16 protein-coding genes are annotated in these 17,455 nt (G+C 26.8%); 6 read left to right on the plus strand and 10 right to left on the minus strand.

The window, feature by feature from the left end; genetic code table 11:
- Nucleotides 1-37: 37 nt before the first annotated feature.
- Nucleotides 38-1,267 (plus strand): tyrosine--tRNA ligase, encoded by a 1,230-nt coding sequence (tyrS, locus tag ACIJYA_RS04665; protein WP_435087592.1) that lies wholly within the window; start codon nucleotides 38-40, stop codon nucleotides 1,265-1,267.
- Here tyrS and ACIJYA_RS04670 read toward each other — a convergent pair.
- From ACIJYA_RS04670 to ACIJYA_RS04680, 3 genes are all read right to left on the minus strand, one after another.
- Nucleotides 1,264-3,687 (minus strand): hypothetical protein, encoded by a 2,424-nt coding sequence (locus tag ACIJYA_RS04670; protein ID WP_435087593.1) that lies wholly within the window; start codon nucleotides 3,685-3,687, stop codon nucleotides 1,264-1,266. The two genes, tyrS and ACIJYA_RS04670, sit on opposite strands and share 4 nt — an antisense overlap.
- Nucleotides 3,684-4,715, minus strand: coding sequence for a peptide chain release factor 2 (gene prfB, locus ACIJYA_RS04675; protein WP_435089264.1), 1,032 nt, complete (start codon nucleotides 4,713-4,715; stop codon nucleotides 3,684-3,686). Before prfB ends, ACIJYA_RS04670 begins: the two co-directional genes overlap by 4 nt.
- A gap of 63 nt (nucleotides 4,716-4,778) precedes the next feature.
- The gene (locus ACIJYA_RS04680) at nucleotides 4,779-7,115 is read right to left on the minus strand and encodes a penicillin-binding protein 1A (protein WP_435087595.1); all 2,337 of its coding nucleotides are present in this window, start codon (nucleotides 7,113-7,115) and stop codon (nucleotides 4,779-4,781) included.
- Between the two features lie 104 nt (nucleotides 7,116-7,219).
- Between ACIJYA_RS04680 and ACIJYA_RS04685 the strand changes: the two genes are divergently transcribed.
- A complete protein-coding gene (locus ACIJYA_RS04685) occupies nucleotides 7,220-9,046 on the plus strand; it encodes an Rne/Rng family ribonuclease (RefSeq protein WP_435087597.1) in 1,827 nt (608 codons plus the stop codon).
- Here ACIJYA_RS04685 and ACIJYA_RS04690 read toward each other — a convergent pair.
- Both ACIJYA_RS04690 and thiS read right to left on the minus strand, forming a co-directional pair.
- Nucleotides 9,039-9,815: a thiazole synthase gene (locus ACIJYA_RS04690; RefSeq protein WP_435087599.1), complete on the minus strand. Its 777-nt coding sequence runs from the start codon at nucleotides 9,813-9,815 to the stop codon at nucleotides 9,039-9,041. The genes ACIJYA_RS04685 and ACIJYA_RS04690 overlap by 8 nt on opposite strands.
- Nucleotides 9,816-10,034 (minus strand): sulfur carrier protein ThiS, encoded by a 219-nt coding sequence (gene thiS, locus ACIJYA_RS04695; protein ID WP_435087600.1) that lies wholly within the window; start codon nucleotides 10,032-10,034, stop codon nucleotides 9,816-9,818.
- Nucleotides 10,035-10,050: 16 nt separating this feature from the next.
- Here thiS and aroQ point away from each other — a divergent pair, with 16 nt between their 5' ends.
- The 3 genes from aroQ to accC are packed head-to-tail and all read left to right on the plus strand — an operon-like array spanning nucleotide 10,051 to nucleotide 12,264.
- On the plus strand, nucleotides 10,051-10,491 hold the full coding sequence (gene aroQ, locus ACIJYA_RS04700) for a type II 3-dehydroquinate dehydratase (RefSeq protein ID WP_435087602.1): 441 nt from the start codon (nucleotides 10,051-10,053) through the stop codon (nucleotides 10,489-10,491).
- A complete protein-coding gene (locus ACIJYA_RS04705; RefSeq protein ID WP_435087604.1) occupies nucleotides 10,488-10,922 on the plus strand; it encodes an acetyl-CoA carboxylase biotin carboxyl carrier protein in 435 nt (144 codons plus the stop codon). Before aroQ ends, ACIJYA_RS04705 begins: the two co-directional genes overlap by 4 nt.
- Before the next feature lie 4 nt (nucleotides 10,923-10,926).
- On the plus strand, nucleotides 10,927-12,264 hold the full coding sequence (gene accC, locus ACIJYA_RS04710) for an acetyl-CoA carboxylase biotin carboxylase subunit (protein WP_435087609.1): 1,338 nt from the start codon (nucleotides 10,927-10,929) through the stop codon (nucleotides 12,262-12,264).
- On the opposite strand, the gene ACIJYA_RS04715 is transcribed toward accC, so the two are convergent.
- Together ACIJYA_RS04715 and ACIJYA_RS04720 are read right to left on the minus strand one after the other, a co-directional pair.
- Nucleotides 12,261-12,665: a DUF2155 domain-containing protein gene (locus ACIJYA_RS04715; protein ID WP_435087611.1), complete on the minus strand. Its 405-nt coding sequence runs from the start codon at nucleotides 12,663-12,665 to the stop codon at nucleotides 12,261-12,263. The two genes, accC and ACIJYA_RS04715, sit on opposite strands and share 4 nt — an antisense overlap.
- Nucleotides 12,628-12,987, minus strand: coding sequence for an NADH-ubiquinone oxidoreductase subunit NDUFA12 family protein (locus ACIJYA_RS04720; protein WP_435087613.1), 360 nt, complete (start codon nucleotides 12,985-12,987; stop codon nucleotides 12,628-12,630). The genes ACIJYA_RS04715 and ACIJYA_RS04720 overlap by 38 nt, the downstream gene beginning before the upstream one ends.
- 114 nt (nucleotides 12,988-13,101) lie before the next feature.
- Here ACIJYA_RS04720 and ACIJYA_RS04725 point away from each other — a divergent pair, with 114 nt between their 5' ends.
- Nucleotides 13,102-13,923, plus strand: coding sequence for a ribonucleotide reductase (locus ACIJYA_RS04725; RefSeq protein WP_435087615.1), 822 nt, complete (start codon nucleotides 13,102-13,104; stop codon nucleotides 13,921-13,923).
- A gap of 2 nt (nucleotides 13,924-13,925) precedes the next feature.
- Here ACIJYA_RS04725 and aspS read toward each other — a convergent pair whose 3' ends face one another.
- Genes aspS through ACIJYA_RS04740 form a run of 3 tightly spaced genes read right to left on the minus strand, consistent with a single transcriptional unit; the run spans nucleotide 13,926 to nucleotide 17,449 of the window.
- On the minus strand, nucleotides 13,926-15,710 hold the full coding sequence (gene aspS / locus ACIJYA_RS04730) for an aspartate--tRNA ligase (protein ID WP_435087616.1): 1,785 nt from the start codon (nucleotides 15,708-15,710) through the stop codon (nucleotides 13,926-13,928).
- On the minus strand, nucleotides 15,711-16,373 hold the full coding sequence (locus ACIJYA_RS04735; protein WP_435087618.1) for a DNA replication protein: 663 nt from the start codon (nucleotides 16,371-16,373) through the stop codon (nucleotides 15,711-15,713).
- Nucleotides 16,370-17,449, minus strand: a complete 1,080-nt coding sequence (locus ACIJYA_RS04740; protein ID WP_435087619.1) for a hypothetical protein — start codon at nucleotides 17,447-17,449, stop codon at nucleotides 16,370-16,372. Before ACIJYA_RS04740 ends, ACIJYA_RS04735 begins: the two co-directional genes overlap by 4 nt.
- Nucleotides 17,450-17,455: the final 6 nt, after the last annotated feature.

Genomic DNA, 17,455 nt, shown 5'->3' on the forward strand with positions numbered 1-17,455 from the left:
TTTAATAAAAATTTGTATATTGTGTAACTATAAGCTTATGAATAAATTTTTAAAAGAGTTTAAAGAAAGAGGATTCTTCTATCAATGTACAAATGAAGATGAATTGTCCAGCTTAATGGACAAGGAAAAAATTAAAGCATACATCGGATTTGATTGTACTGCTGAAAGCTTACATGTTGGCAGCCTATTACAAATCATGTGTCTTAGATTATTACAAAAAAATGGGCACAGACCCATTGTGCTACTGGGTGGAGGCACAACAAGAATTGGTGACCCTTCTGGAAAAGATAAAACAAGAAAAATACTAAGTGAAGAAGAAATTGAAAAAAATATTAAGAATATAAAAAATATACTAAAAAAATTTTTAGACAACAACGACCCAGAAACAAAACCTATATTTGTAAATAACTATACATGGCTTAAAAATTTGAATTACATCTCTTTTCTTCGGGACATAGGTAAACATTTTACAATTAATAGAATGCTAACTTTTGATAGCGTAAAGTTAAGATTAGATAGAGAACAATCTTTAAGCTACATGGAATTTAACTATATGATTTTGCAAGCTTATGATTTTTTAGAACTAAGCAAAAAAGAAAATTGTGTCTTACAAATAGGTGGCTCAGATCAATGGGGAAATATTGTTAACGGTGTTGAGCTTATCAAAAGATATTCAAATAAACAAAGTTATGGTCTAACAACCCCCTTAATTACTCTGGCCACAGGAGCTAAAATGGGAAAATCTGAAAATGGAGCAATTTGGTTGGATGAAAAATTTTTTTCAGCTTATGACTATTGGCAATTTTGGAGAAACACAGATGATAGAGATGTTATAAAATTTTTAAAAAATTTTACTGATATGAAAATGGAAGATATTAAGAAAATTGAAAATGATGATATCAATGATTTAAAAATAATTTTAGCTAATAAAACAACCACTATGCTTCATGGTGAAGATGCTGCTAAAAATTCAGAACAAGCTGCTAAAGAAGCATTTTCAGGCAATTCACTTGGATCAAGTTCACCATCTATCAAGATTAATTCAAAAAATATGAATAATAAATTTGATATAATTGATCTAATTATTCTTTCTAAATTAGAAAAATCCAAAAGTGAAATAAGAAGATTAATTAAAGGAAATGCAGTAAAAATTAATGATAAAGTTATTTCCGATGAGAAGTTAATTATTACAAATGAATTTTTTAATAAAAACTATCTTAAACTTTCTATTGGAAAAAAAAGACATTTAAAAATTGAATTAGATTAGTTTTTTTTAATCTTTTCTAGCGTTCTAGTTATAAACCTTGGAGTTAATGTTTTTATTGGATTTACAGTTGTTTCGAGTTTTTGTGGAGGACCTTTTACTTTAAAACTTACTCCAAAAACACCTTCACCAGCTTTCTTTCCAATAAGCAAATCTCCAATTAATGGAATTGAAGCAATAGATCTATTAATTGTAGTCGCTGGAACCAATGTTCCTCTTAAACTAATTACATCATTTTCATCAATATAACCTTCAATTAAAATAGATATTGCTGGCCCAATTGCGTACAACTCTTTAATAGTCATAAGTTCATTTTTGTTTGTAAAATTCATTTCAAAATCTGTAAATCTAATACCTTCTCCTGTTAGTAAATCTGCTATCCCCTGAAGAGAAGCAAGGGCAAGTAATTTTGCCAATGCAGGAATTTCTTTGACTTTAAAATTATCTATAATCAATTTTGAATTTGAAGTCCCATCCTTTTTTGAGGAATAAAAATCTAAATAACCTTCATTACTATCTTCAAAACCTTTTATGAATTTATATCTTTTTACAAGTGGTTTGGCCCTAGATGAAAATAGAGTGGTAATTTTTTCACCATCTTTAGTTTTTATTGTAAATGTTAAATTTTCACTATCATCATATAGTGCTGATATATTGGCTTGATCTACTTTGTTATCAACAATTCGAAGTTTACCATTTAAGTTTTTAACTATATTGTCATTATCAAGACAAACATTAGAAATATTAAGTGTGATATCTATATTTTCTTTAAAAAGATCTAGTTGTTGATCATCTTTACTTTTTAACAAACTCGTAATCAGACTATCAGCATTAAATAATGATCCATTTAGCTCATAATCATTATTTTTAGTTCTACTAAATGTAAATTTGTTTTTCTTGTCTCTATTATCAAAATAATCTAAGTCAATTTTATCTACTTTCACTATTTTATTTTTTTCATCTATAACTAAACCATTAATTATTAAGCTGTTATTCTTTGATAAAAAACTAATTTTTTTGAAATCAAGTCCAAATTTTTTCTTATAGCTTCCATTAATTTCTAATTGAGAATTTAAGTTTTTATTTTTTGTGTAATTAATAAAATCTATATTTAAAGGTGTGTCATTGATTTCTAAATTAGTTTCAAAATTAAATTTTTTATCTTTTGTTGAAAAAAAATATTCTATTTTATTCAACTCTTTCTCTAACTTAATTTTTCCTGAACCTTTTACTGATAAATCATTATCTTTATAATTTAATTCAATTTTATGATCTTTTAGGTTTAAGATTTCATTAGTTTTAGGCAAATAATCTATGATTAAATTTTGGTTTTTAATATCTAGTTCACTTAATTGGATATTTGATACTAAATTTAAATCAGAACCGTTATTTGTTATTTCATAATCAATAAATTCAAATTTATTTTGAAGTTTAACTTGTCCCTTTCCTTCAATCGATAATTTCTTATTGGCATAATTAGCTTTTATCTCGTGATCTTTTAAATCAATTAAGTCATTAATTTCGACGAAATTCTTACTAATTAAATTATCTTTTTTAAACTGAGAACTATCAATTAAAATGTTTGAATTGATTACCAAATTATCAACTTTTAGCTGATCATTAATATTAAAAGAAAAATCATTATCTGATACAAAGTTTGTGTTAATTAGATTAAATTGAGGATATTTTAATTTTATTACTTTAAGTAATTTTTCGTTTAAAGGAGAATTTTTATTTTTTATGTTGCCTTCAAGCGAATAAACTTTTTCATTTTTTTTAATATTTAGTTTCTTAGATAAAAAATTAATATTATTTGTATCAAAACTAATATCTCTAAAATTAAAATTATTTCCTGTAATATTAAAAAGAAAATTTATTTTTTCTAATTCATTTTTTTTAAATAAACTTATTTTACCATCTTTTAGTAATCCATTAACTTTATAATCTTCTTGGAGTTGACCAAACTCATCAAAATTCAATTCTAAATCAGCTATTAAATATCCTTTCTTTATAAATCGCTCTAAAAAAAATAATTCAGGTCTATTATTTATTGATCTTATAAATGATACAAAATTTTTAAGCAAAATTGGTTTAGTTGATATTTCTATTTGGGATGTAACTAATTGACTTTTAATTAATGAATTTAATGATATTTGGGTTTTTATATATTCAAGCTCAATTATCTTATCTTTAAAAATTATTTTAGTGTCTATTGTTTTTGCATTAAATTTAAAATTTAATGGGTCTAAGGTAAGTTTTATTTTTTTTAAACTAGTATCAAATTTATTATTTTTTTGCTTTACAAGATCTTGGATTTGTTTATTAAATTTTTCTGTCTCGATACCAATAGTGGTTAAATAAATTATTAATAAGACAAAAATTCCTACTACTATTGATATATATCTTAATATTTTTTTACTCATTTATTTTGATACAAAGATTGTTCTAAAAATTCATCTAAATCTCCATCTAAAACTTTATCTGGGCTCGTGCTTTCAAAATTTGTTCTATTGTCTTTCACAAGTCTATATGGTTGCAAAACATATGACCTAATTTGGTGACCCCATCCAATCTCAGATTTTGAGTTTTCTGCGTTTTGATTTTCTTGTTCTTTTTTTTTAATTTCATAATCATATAATCTTGCTTTTAACATGTTCATACATGTTTCTTTATTTTTATGTTGAGATCTCTCATTTTGACATTGAACAACAATTTTTGATGGTATGTGAGTAATTCTTACAGCACTATCTGTTGTATTTACATGTTGGCCGCCTGCTCCACTAGATCGATAAGTATCAATTCTTAAATCTTTTTCAATAATTTCAATATTGATATTTTCATCAACTACTGGATACACCCATATACTTGCAAAACTTGTGTGTCGTCTCGCCCCAGAATCAAATGGAGATATTCTAACCAATCTATGGATCCCAGATTCTTTTTTAAGCCAACCAAAAACATAATCACCTTCAACTTTAATTGTTGATGATTTAATACCAGCCTCATCTCCTTTATGTTCACTAATTAAGTTTGATTTAAAATTTTTTTGGTCTGCCCATTTTAAGTACATTCTTCTCAACATTTCTGCCCAATCTTGACTTTCGGTGCCACCTGCGCCCGCGTGTATTTCTATGTAACAATCAAGAGAGTCTGCTTCATTTGATAAAAAACACTTGACTTCATTTTTCTTTACTAAAGTTCTAAGTTCTTTAATGTTTTGTAATACTTCTTTTTGTACAGACTCGTTTTTTTCTTCTAAGGCTAACTCGCTTAAATCATCTAAATCTGATAGCTTTTCAATTGAAATTTGATAAGTGTTTAGCAGATCCTCAAATAATTTCTTTTCTTTAATTACTTTTTTTGAATTGTCTTTATCTTGCCAGAAATTAGCTTCTAACATTTTAGAATTTAATGCTTCAAGTTTTGAATGAATATTATTTTTTTCAAAGATACTCCTTAACTCTTGAGTTAATTTTTTCTATTTCTTTTTTATAATCTTGATATTTATCATCCATTAGTAAAATTTTAATATATTATTAGCATCTAATCTATCATTATTTGAATATAAAACTTTTCCTTCAATCACATTTTGTTTTTTATAGACTTCAATTATGGTATTTTTAGAATTAAATTTTGCTTTTTGACCAGTCTTTGGATCAACCACCATCATTACCGTCCCCTCTGCTGCTTTGAATGGTCTTGCATCTGATTTATTAACTGTTTTTTTAATAAATTCTTTAAAAATAGGTAAAGCTGTTTTTGAACCAGTTTCATGCCTTCCTAGGGGTGAGGGATTATCTAAACCGACATAAACACCAATTAATAAATTAGAAGTATATCCAATAAACCAAGTATCAGTATTTTTATTAGTAGTGCCAGTTTTTCCTGCAATGTTTAACTCCAGATCTCTTAATTTTTTAGCTGTTCCTCTTTGAACAACCCCTTCAAGTATTGAAGTCATCTGATAAGATGTTTGAGGAGAAAAAATTTTTTTATAATTATCTTTTACAATTGGATATTCTTTACCTAGGTAAGAAATTTGATCACAATTTATACATTTTCTTTTTTCATTATTAAAAATAGTTTTTCCTTCACTATCTTGAATCCTGTCAATTAAAATTGGGTCAACAAGTTTACCTCCATTAACAAATACTGAATAAGCTGAGGTTAGTTTTAACAAAGTTGTTTCAGTAGATCCAAGTGAAATGGATAAAAGTTCTTCAGGATTATCGTATATACCTAGATTTTTTGAAAAATTTACAATCTTTTTTACACCTAAATCTTGAGCTATTCTGACAGTCATCAAATTTCTTGATTTTTCTAAACCAATTCTCAAAGTTGAAGGTCCATAAAATTTTTTTCCATAATTTTCTGGTTTCCACATTTTAAGGTCTTCTCCTTGATCCAAAACAATAGGAGCATCCAAAATTAACGTTGTTGGGGTATAATTATTTTCAAGAGCCAGAGCATAAACAAATGGTTTGAAAGCTGAACCAGGTTGTCTAAAGGCTTGTGTTGCTCTATTAAATTCACTTTTTTTAAAACTGAAGCCACCGCTTAAAGCCAATACTCGACCTGTATAAGGATCCATAACAACTATTCCACCATTGACATTTGGCAATTGTTTCAAACTATAACTTTTAGCACCAACTTTTTTTACATAAACTATGTCTCCAACTTTAAATAATTGATCGAACTCTTTTTTTGTCCAAGAAATATCTTTGAATTCAATTTTTCCATTTAATTCATCTTCAGTTTCAATATTTACTGAAAATTTATTTAATTTTTTAATAATTGCTAATTTCCAATTAATTGAGTCTTCTAAATTATACTTCTCAAGATCCTTATTCCAATTTTTTGAATAATTTTTATTTGTTAAGACTCCCCTCCAACCTTTTCTTTTATCATAGGATATTAACCCATCTCTAAGTGTTTCAGTTGCTATTTTTTGAAATTCTAAATTTATTGGTGTGTTAATATTAAAACCTTGTTTGTAAACTTTGTCATAAGTTAAAGTCTCGATTACCTTTTTTCGAACATCTTCAATATAATATTGAGCGTCTTCTAAGAAAATTTTTTTTGATTTATTTAAATCAATTTTTTTATCTTTTAGATAATTGTATTTTTTTAAATCTATATATTTGTTTTCCAACAAGTTTTTTAAAACTAAATTTCTTCTAAATTTAGCTAACTTGATATCTCGATATGGATTATATTTACTTGGTGCTTTTGGAAGAGCGGCTAAAAGAGCTGCCTCACTATAGTCTAGATCTTTTATAGATTTGTCAAAATATTGTAAACTTGCTGCAGCAACACCATATGCACCGCTGCCAAGATAAATTTGATTTAAGTATAATTCTAAAATTCTTTGTTTTGATAGTGCTCTTTCTATTCTAAATGCTAAAATTGCCTCTTTAATTTTTCTGTTAAGACTAACCTCATTTGATAATAAAAAATTTTTAGCTACTTGTTGAGTTATTGTAGAAGCACCCTCAAGTCTTTTTGATGAAATTATGTTAGAAATATTGTTAATCACTGCTCTTAAAACTCCTTTTGCATCTACACCTGGGTGAGAGAAAAAATTTTTATCCTCAGCTGATAAGAAGGAATTAACTACATTTTTTGGAATTGAATTAAATGGAACAAATATTCTTTTTTCTTTTGAAAAATCTGCAACAAGGTCCCCATCGCCTGAGTATACTTTGCTTGATACAGGTGGTTTGTAGTTTTTAAGAAATCTATAATCAGGAATATTGTTTGAATAAGTCCATAAAATTCCAAATATCAAAATACTCATCAATAAAAGAATAGATAATGAAACAAATAGAGTATTTTTAAGAAATTTATTCATTTTGTTTCCATTATATCTTGGAATTTGTTAAAGATAAGGCATTAGAAATAAACAAAATTTTATAAACACTTAAAATATTAAATGAATCAATCAAATAAACAATTATGGAAAAAAATTTATATATTGATGCATCGCATCCTAATGAAACTAGAGTTGTACTTAAATCAGATGACAATATTGAAGACTACGAGTACGAAGGTTTAAAGAATAATTTAATAAAAAATAATATATATTTAGGAAAAGTTAGTAGAATAGAACCATCTCTTCAAGCTGCATTTATTGATTTTGGACGAGATAGACATGGTTTTCTATCTTTTAATGATATTCAATCGGATTATTACCAAATACCTAAAGCAGATTTAGATAGAATTAAAGAAGAAGAGGAAAGAGCTAGAGAAGAACTTTCTAAGGAAGTTGAAGCTAAGGAGGAAGAAAATATTGCTGATGGAAAACTTGAAATAGATGACCCTATTAATATTGAAAAAGATCTCTCAGAGGAAAATGATAATGGACCTGATGAAAAAAACAATTCAAATGAGGAAAAAAATAAAAAGAAAGAGACTAGATTTAAATTTAAAAGATATAAAATACAGGAAGTTATAAAACCAAATCAAGTTATTTTAGTACAAGTTATCAAAGATGAGCGTGGACAAAAAGGTGCAGCACTAAGTACATTTATTTCAATTGCTGGAAAATATATTGTCTTAATGCCAAATACTCCAAAAGGTGGCGGAATATCTCGTAAAATATTTAATCCAGCAGATAGAAAAAAAATAAGAACTATTTTAAATGAAATTGAAATTCCAAAAGAAATGGGATTAATTGTAAGAACAGCAGGTAGCAATAAGACTAAAAATGAAATTAATAATGATTTAGAAACTCTAATCAAAACATGGAGTCAGATTAAAGATACTGCGATCAATTCTATAGCTCCATCATTAATTCATCAAGAAAGTGAAATTATAAAAAGAACTTTAAGAGATATGTTTGATGAAAGTACTCAAAATATAATAGTTGAAGGTAACGAAGGTTATAAAAAAGCACAAACCTTTATGAAAATGATTATGCCATCCAGTGTTAAAAAGATAAAGAAATATAGAGGTAAAATTCCTCTATTTATTGAAGAAAATATTGAACAAAAATTAAACCAAATATTTGACTCAGAAATAAAACTTAAATCAGGAGGATATTTAGTAATTAACCCTACCGAAGCACTTGTATCAATCGATATAAATTCTGGAAGCTCAATTAAAGGTAAAAATGTTGAGAGCACTGCATTAGATACAAATATTGAAGCAGCCGAAGAAATTGCAAGACAAATTAAAATAAGAGATTTATCAGGTTTAATTATAATCGACTTCATTGATATGCTTAGTTATGGAAATAGAAGATTAGTTGAAAGGAAAATTAAAGAAAAATGTAGAGCTGATAGAGCAAGGATCCAAATTGGAAGAATAAGTAATTTTGGTCTTCTTGAAATGTCTAGACAAAGGTTAAGAGAAAGTGCAATTAAATGGAAAGTAACTCTAACAGACGAGTCATTTGCTCAAAAATTGCTTAAAACTGTTGAATTGAAAGCAGTAATTAATAAAGCTAAATTTGTTGAGCTTAAGGTGTGTGAGAAAATTTCTGATTTTTTAAAAGAGAATTTTGTTGATGATTTAACTTATTTTGAAAAGAAAAACAAAATGACAATAGATATTGTTAGCGATCCCACTCTTATTATTCCAGAATATATTATTAATATTCAAAATAAATCAAAAAAAACAATTGAACTCATCGAGCATTTTGAAAAATTAAAAAACTTAAAAATACAGATTAAAGAAGACAAGATTATTGATAAGAAAGATGCTAAAAAATTTCACAAAAAACCTTTTAAAAAGAAACCTTATTTCAAAAAAAAGTTTGTAAAAAAAGCAGTAGCTATTTAATAATTCCTGTTTTTGGTGAAGATGCATTTCCGTATAAATATTTATTGATACGTCCAGCTAAAAAAGATTGTCTACCAGCAATCACGGCATTTTTAAATGCAAGCGCCATATCAAATGGTTTTTTTGCTTTAGCAATAGCAGTGTTAACTAAAACACCATCACACCCTAGCTCCATAGCAATAGTTGCGTCTGATGCTTGGCCTAAACCAGCATCTATAATTAGTGGTAACTTTGTCTGCTTCCTAATAATTTGAATATTTGTTTTATTTTGAATGCCCAAGCCTGAACCAATAGGTGCGGCTAACGGCATGATCGCATCTGCACCTGAGTTTTCTAATCGTTTCGCCATTAATGGATCATCGTTGCAATAAACCATGACCTTGAAACCTTCCTTAGCCAAAACCTCTGTTGATTTTAGAGTTTCAATCATATCAGGAAATAAATTTTGCTTATCACCTAAAACTTCTAATTTAACTAATTTCCAACCACCAATTTCTCTAGCTAGCCTAAGTGTTCTTAAAGCTTCCTCTGAAGTAAAACATCCTGCTGTATTTGGTAAATAAGTAATTTTTTTTGGATCAAGATAATCCATAAGAAGTGGTTTTTTTTTATCAGTTATATTTACCCTTCTAACTGCAACAGTTACGATTTCAGCTCCAGAAAGTTTAATTGCTTTTGCACATTCTAACATGTTTTTGTATTTGCCAGTGCCAACAATTAATCGAGAATTAAATTTTTTATTTGCAATAATTATTTTATCATTTTTCATTTAACCTCCTCCAATAAAATGAACTATTTCAATTTTATCATTCTTTTTTATACTAATTTTACTAATATTTTTTTTATCTATTATCTCTCGATTAAGTTCAATTGCCACTTTTTTTAATGGGATTTTTAAATCTTTTACTAAATCTAAAATTTTAAAATTATCAGAAATAGATCTTAATTTACCATTTACTTTAATTTCTATTTTTTTTATTTTTTTCATCGTATATAAGTGTTGAATGAATAATAAAATTATTATTATTAATGGCCCAAATCTTAATCTATTAGGTGAAAGAGAACAATCACAATATGGCTCAACTACCTTTAAGCAATTAAAAGAAAGCTGTTTAAAAAAGTCAAATGAGATTGATTTAGAATTAGATTTTGTTCAATCAAATATTGAGGGAGAAATTGTAGATTTAATTCAAAATGCTAGAAAAAAATACGATGGTATGATTATTAATGCTGCAGGTTTTACACATACTTCAGTTGCAATCAGAGATGCTCTTGATTTATTTAAAAAGCCAATAATTGAACTTCATATATCAAATATATATAAAAGAGAGGAATTTAGACATAAATCTCTTATAAGTGATATAGCAACAGGAGGAATTTTTGGTTTAGGAGTTGAAGGTTATATTTTAGCCATAATTTCAATAGAAAAGATCTTAAAAAAATGAAAATAGATAAAAGTACTATAAAAGAATTAAGTGATTATTTGGATGAGTTCAATCTCACTGAGATTGAAATTACTGAAAAAGATACTAAAATTAAAGTTTCTAAGAATAATTTATCTATTAGCAATCAGCCAGTCATTACAACAGCAAGTGCACAAACTGGAAATGAAAAAGTTTCTGAGAAACCAAATATAAAATCAGGTACTGAAATTACCTCACCAATTATTGGTACCGCCTACCACGCCCCAGAACCTGGTGCGAAAAAATTTGTTGAAGTTGGTAGAAAAATTAAAAAAGGTGACACTATAATGATAGTGGAAGCGATGAAAACAATGAACCATGTGCCATCAACAACAGATGGTATTGTAAAAGAAATTTGTGTTGAAGACGGTCATCCTGTTGAGTTTGGTCAAACCATTATTATTCTAGAGTAAAATAATGTTTAAAAAAATCTTAATTGCAAACCGTGGGGAAATTGCAGTTAGAATTATTAGAGCTTGTAAAGAATGGGGAATTTCAACTGTAGCTGTTCATTCTGATGTTGATAGAGAAAGTATGCATGTGAGAATGGCTGATGAAAGTGTATGCATTGGATCTCACCAACCTGCAAATAGTTATTTAAATATTCCTAATTTAATGTCAGCAATTGAGCTTACTAATGCTGATGCGGTACATCCTGGTTATGGATTTTTATCTGAAAATGCTAGTTTTGCAAAAATTCTTGAAGAAAATAAAATAAGTTTTATTGGTGCATCATCAAAACATATTGAAATGATGGGTGACAAAATTCAAGCAAAGAGAATTGCTAAAGAAAATGGTTTACCAGTAATTGAAGGTTCTGAGGGTGGTGTTACTGATATAGCTCAAGCAAAAGAACTATGTAAAACAATTGGATTTCCAGTTTTAATTAAAGCCTCAGGTGGTGGTGGCGGAAAAGGTATGAAAATTGTTTATAAAGAAGAAGAATTTGAAACTTTGTTTTCAACTGCAAAATCAGAAGCGCAAAAATACTTTGGTAATGATGAAGTATATATTGAAAAGTTTTTTCAAAATCCAAGACATATAGAGGTTCAAATTTTAGCTGGTAAAAATAATGTTGTTCATCTACATGAAAGAGATTGTTCAGTTCAAAGAAGACACCAAAAATTAATTGAAGAAACACCAAGCCCAGTTCTTAATAATGAAATAAGAAAAGATTTATTTGAAAGAACTGTAAAGATGGTTGAAAAAATTGGTTATTTAGGTGCTGGAACTGTAGAATTTATTTACGAAGATGGAAAATTTTATTTTCTAGAGATGAATACGAGAGTTCAAGTTGAACACCCTGTAACAGAAATGGTAACTGGCATTGACATAATAAAAGAACAGATTTGGATTGCTTTTTCTGGAAAAACAGCCCTCAAACAAAGCGATATTAACCCAAGAGGTCATGCAATTGAATGTAGAATAAATGCAGAAGATGCTACCAAGAACTTTCAACCATCCCCTGGCACTATAGGCATGTGTCATCAGCCATCTGGTTTCAGAACAAGAGTAGATGGGGCTATTTTTCAAGGATATAAGGTAACTCCTTATTACGATAGTATGGTTTGCAAACTGATCTGTCATGGAAGAAATAGGACTGAGGCAATTCAAAGAATGAACAGATCTCTAGATGAATTTGTTATAGAAGGAATTACCACAACTATTCCTCTACATAAAAAACTGCTTAGTCATAAAAAATTTATTAATTCTGATTTTAACGTAAGCTGGTTAGATAAAGATACTATAGTCTAATAGCATTTAACAAGCCAAACATCATATACTGGATGATCAAATGGAGTAATTGATGGACTTGATGAAAACATCCAGCCATTAAATACGAATACCTCATTATTATTTTCATCAGTTAGATCTTTAACTTGTATATAGGCAGTAATTTCAGGATTATCATCAAATTCTGAGTTTTTACACTTTAAACTTTTTATAGAGAGATCTTTAAATGTAATAAGCTCTCCATTTTTCAATTTTACTAAGGTGTTTTTTGAACTAATTTTATCTAAAATTTTTAAATCTGTAAAAACACCTTCGGTATTATCTTTTGCAAATGAGTGATTTATTAAAAAAAAATAAACTAAAATAAAAAGATAAAAATTAAATTTATTGTTTCCAGCTAGAATATTTCTTTTTGATTCCATCTTTATCTTTGTTTGGATAATAAGCCTTTTCAGTGCCAGTTAAATTAGATTGATGAGGTTTTTGCCAATCATATTTTTTAAGTTCATGCGTTTTTTCTATTTTATTAGCTGTAAAATGCATCCAAGAGTACCATTCAACTGGTATTTTAGAGGCATCAATAGTATTTGCATAAATAACCCATCTCTTTCCATTTTTACTTTCATAATATTTATTACCAAGCTCATCACTACCAACTAATTTTCCAAAAAAAATTGTTTTTAATCTAGTACCAAAAGTATCTTGATTCCACCAAGTGAAAATTTTTTTTAAAAGTGTCAACATAAAATTTTTCTATTTATTCAATTAAAAATTGTATAATTTAAATTAGACTAAAATATGAATTTGTATATAAATTAATTGATTCAATATTCAAATTAAAATTTAAATTGGAGTTAAATGGCAAAATATTTAGTTGAAACTTACTACACATGTACGTTTAAAGTTAATCATTACTTAGATGATATAAATGAAACAGAGTTAAAAAACCTTGAAAAAAGAGATGATGGAAAGTTTGAGGTCCTAGATGTTAAACTTGATAATCGTAAAACTAAAAGTCTTGACCCCAATAATAAAGTTATTGAAAGTAAAAAAGTAGAAGTTGTAGCTGAAGCAAATCAGACTAGCTCTATGAATAAAGAAAATATTATTTCAAACTTCAATAAATCCTCTGAAAGAGGTGGTAAAAGGTTTGGGATGCCAGATAGAAGAAAAGGATATATTCAAAAAGCTACAATTGGTGACCATAAAGTTTATTTACATACTGGTGAGTATGAAGATGGTAAAATAGGTGAAATTTTTATTGATACAAGTAAAGAAGGAGAGCTAGTAAAAGCACTAATGAATAATTTTGCTATCGCTGTATCTTTAGGACTTCAGTATGGTGTACCTCTAGACGAATTCATAAGTGCATTTGTTGGTACTAAATTTGAACCCTCTGGAAAAGTACATGGAAACGACAGAATATTAAGTGCAAGTTCAATACTAGATTATATTTTTAGAGAACTTGCTATATCTTATCAAAATAGAGAAGATCTAGCTCACACACCATCTATTGGTGGAAATGAACCAGCTTCAAATGAGGAAATTCAATCTGAAGATCAAAACCAATTATTAAAAATTGTAAAAGATATAACAAGTAAAGGTTTTGTGAGAAATAATTATAAAAAAAATTTAGTAGATCTTTCAGATGTTAAAATAAGTTTAAAAGGTAAAAAATAGTTTTATTTCTTACTTTTTATACTAATACTAAGCTCTTTTAATTGTTCTTCACTAACATCAGATGGAGCTTTCATCATTAAATCTTGTGCATTTTGATTCATTGGAAACATAGTCACTTCTCTTATATTTTTTTCATTTGCTAGTAACATTACTATTCTGTCAATACCAGGTGCAATTCCTCCATGAGGTGGGGCTCCATAACTCAATGCATTAATCATGCCACTGAATTTTTCATCTACTTGTTTCTTGTCATATCCTGCAATTGAAAAAAGTTTGTACATAAGTTCTGGCTTATGGTTTCTTATCGCACCAGAAGAAAGTTCAATACCATTACAGACAATATCGTATTGATAAGCTAATATATCTAAAGGTTTTTTTAAATTTTCTTCATTTAAATTTCCCTGTGGCATAGAAAATGGATTGTGACTAAATTCAATTTTATTAGTTACTTCATCTTTCTCAAACATTGGATAATCAACAATCCAACAAAATGCAAAAACATCATCATCAATTAAATCTAGATCTTTAGCTATTTTATCTCTAGCGAGTGAGGTAATTTTTTCTAGATCATTTTGCTTTCCACATGCCATGAAAATACTATCACCTACTTCTGAGTTAGTTTGTTTCATAATTTTTTCTAAAGCTTCATGTGAAAAAAACTTTCCAATCGGTCCTTTAGCTGAAAGTTGATCTTCTTTTTCAAAAGTAAAATATGCTAATCCTGAAGCACCCTGTTCTTTCGCCCATTTATCAATATTGTCAAAAAAGCTTCTAGGTTTATCTTTTGTATTTTTAGTTGAAATACATCTGACTTTTGAACCAGATTTTACAAGTTTTTTAAATATCTCAAACGATACATCTTCTCTTGTAAATATTTCTGTAATATCATTTATAAGTAATGGGTTTCTTAAATCAGGCTTGTCACTTCCATAATTTAACATTGCATCAGCATATGAAATTTTTGGAAATTTATCATACAATAGTTTTTTATTTGAGAATTTCTTAAAGGTATTAATCATTAAACTTTCGACAACATTAAAAACATCTTCTTGTTCCACAAAAGACATCTCTAAATCTAATTGATAAAATTCCCCTGGACTTCTATCGGCTCTAGCATCTTCATCTCTAAAACAAGGAGCAATTTGAAAATATTTATCAAAACCAGAGACCATTATTAATTGTTTAAATTGTTGAGGCGCTTGTGGTAATGCATAAAATTTTCCAGGGTTTAGTCTGCTTGGAACCAAAAAATCTCTTGCACCCTCTGGACTTGATGATGTTAAAATTGGTGTTTGAAATTCTAAAAAACCAAGTTTAATCATTTCATTTCTGATATATGAAATCACTTTTGATCTTAAGATTATATTTTCATGAATTTTTTTTCTTCTTAAGTCTAAAAATCTATATTTTAATCTTATTTCTTCAGCGTACTCTTGATCACTAAAAACTGGCATTGGTAATTCTTTGCAAGTCCCTAATATTTCAAATTCATTTATAACAACTTCAATTTCACCAGTTTCAATCTCATTATTAATTGTCTCACCAGAACGGCTAACAACTTTTCCACTTACTTTTATGACAGTTTCAAGTTGAGTTTTTTCTAAATCTAAAAAATATCTATTTTCTTTATCTATAATACATTGGGTAATTCCGTAGTTATCTCTGAGGTCAATAAATAAAAGGTTCCCATGATCTCTTTTTTTATTAATCCACCCAGAGATTGAAATGTCTTTATCTAAATCATCTTTTCTCAATTCATTACAATTATGTGATCTATATTTATTCAATTATTCTCCTAGGGCCTCTTTTATAATTTTAAAATCGATTGGTTTTTTTCGTTTTAAACTAATTTTGTCGATTTTATATATGAAATCAAAAATTTTGCCATACGATCTATCAATTCTTTTAATAATAAAATCAACTAATTTCTTGTCTATAGATATTTGGCGATCAGATAAGTTTTTTAATATAAGCGCAAACATCAAATCATCTCCTGGTTTCTCAATATTACACAATAAAAAATTTTTAGATCTTGAATTTAAATCACTTAAATTAAAGGAGTGGTCAACAAGAGGAGTTTTCGAAGTTAAAATTAAATATTTATTGTCCTGATCAACAATATTAATTAAAGTGAATAATAAATTTTCATCAATTTTATCATTAAAATTTTCAATAATTATATTTTCAAAGACCTTAATTTTTTTTAGAAATTCATTATTGATTTCACTAGCTTCTATCTTAATTCCTTTAAACTTATGTAAAAAGATATTGACCAAATGAGTTTTGCCAGAAAAATTTTCTCCAATTAAATTTACAAAATTTTTTTCCCACTTGGGCCAACTATTTAATAATTTAAATGCAAACTCATTGCTTTTTGAAACATAAAAATCTTGATCTTTAAAATTTTGATCATAATCAAAATTTAATATTAATTGATTTAAATTACTCATTTAACTACCCAAATTTGATTTTGAATATCAAATTCATAATTTTTATTTTTCATAATTTTAAGAAAGTAATCTGGTGATCCATTAAATATAACTTTATAAAAATTATCTTTATTGTTTAATTTAAAAATATAATAATCGTATATTAAATCTGTATTGTCTAATATTTCTTCAAATTTTGAAATTTCTGAATTGTCATTGTTATTAATTGAAATAGTTAAAGATATCTTTACCGATGTATTAATTTCATTTTTACTCTTCCAATAATTTTCATAAATACTTTTTAAACTTTCAATTAATTTATCTGCTTCTTTATAATTATCTATATTAAGATTTTGAAAACTAATATTTTTAAGATCTTCTTCTTGATTAAAATTTATTTTATTTAAAACTTTAATTGCATTATTTTCTTTATAGATGATTGATATAATATAATCATCAAGATTATATTTTTTTATAATTTCATTAAAATTATAACTTTCCAAGATTTTTGAATATCTTTTTATTAAATTGAAATCATCTAGATCTTCAGTGGGTAAAACATATCTTAATAAATTATATTTTTGATTATTAAAATTCCAATTATTAAAAATATAATTTTCAGAAAAAATTGAAATTTCATCTTTATTTTTATCTACTAAAATTGGTAAAAAAAATATTTTTTTTTCAACTGGAAGAGACGGGAAGATATTTTTTTTTTCCATTAAATTTAATATTTTTTTTTTATTAAATGATACATTTAAAGATAAATAATAAACTTCATTAATAAATTTTTCCTCTTGAATTGAAAAAGTTTCAATCATACTTTTGATTAAACCAATTGGTGTTTTACTTAGTTTTTTTTGATCTTGTGTTTGCAATATGGATAAAACCAACCTATTAAATGCCTGCGCAAAACCTTCGTCAATTATCTTGTTTTTATCAAAATTAATCTCAAAAGGAGTTGATATTTCTATATCATTGATTGAGAAAGTCTTTGCTTGAATGTTTTCTGTGGAAAAAAAAATATTTAACAAAGCAAGTAAGTAAAAAAGAATATATGATCTTTTATAATTAAAAAGTTTAATATTAAATTTCATAAAATA

This window comes from Candidatus Pelagibacter bacterium nBUS_29, from assembly GCF_051200905.1.
Taxonomy (GTDB): domain Bacteria; phylum Pseudomonadota; class Alphaproteobacteria; order Pelagibacterales; family Pelagibacteraceae; genus Pelagibacter.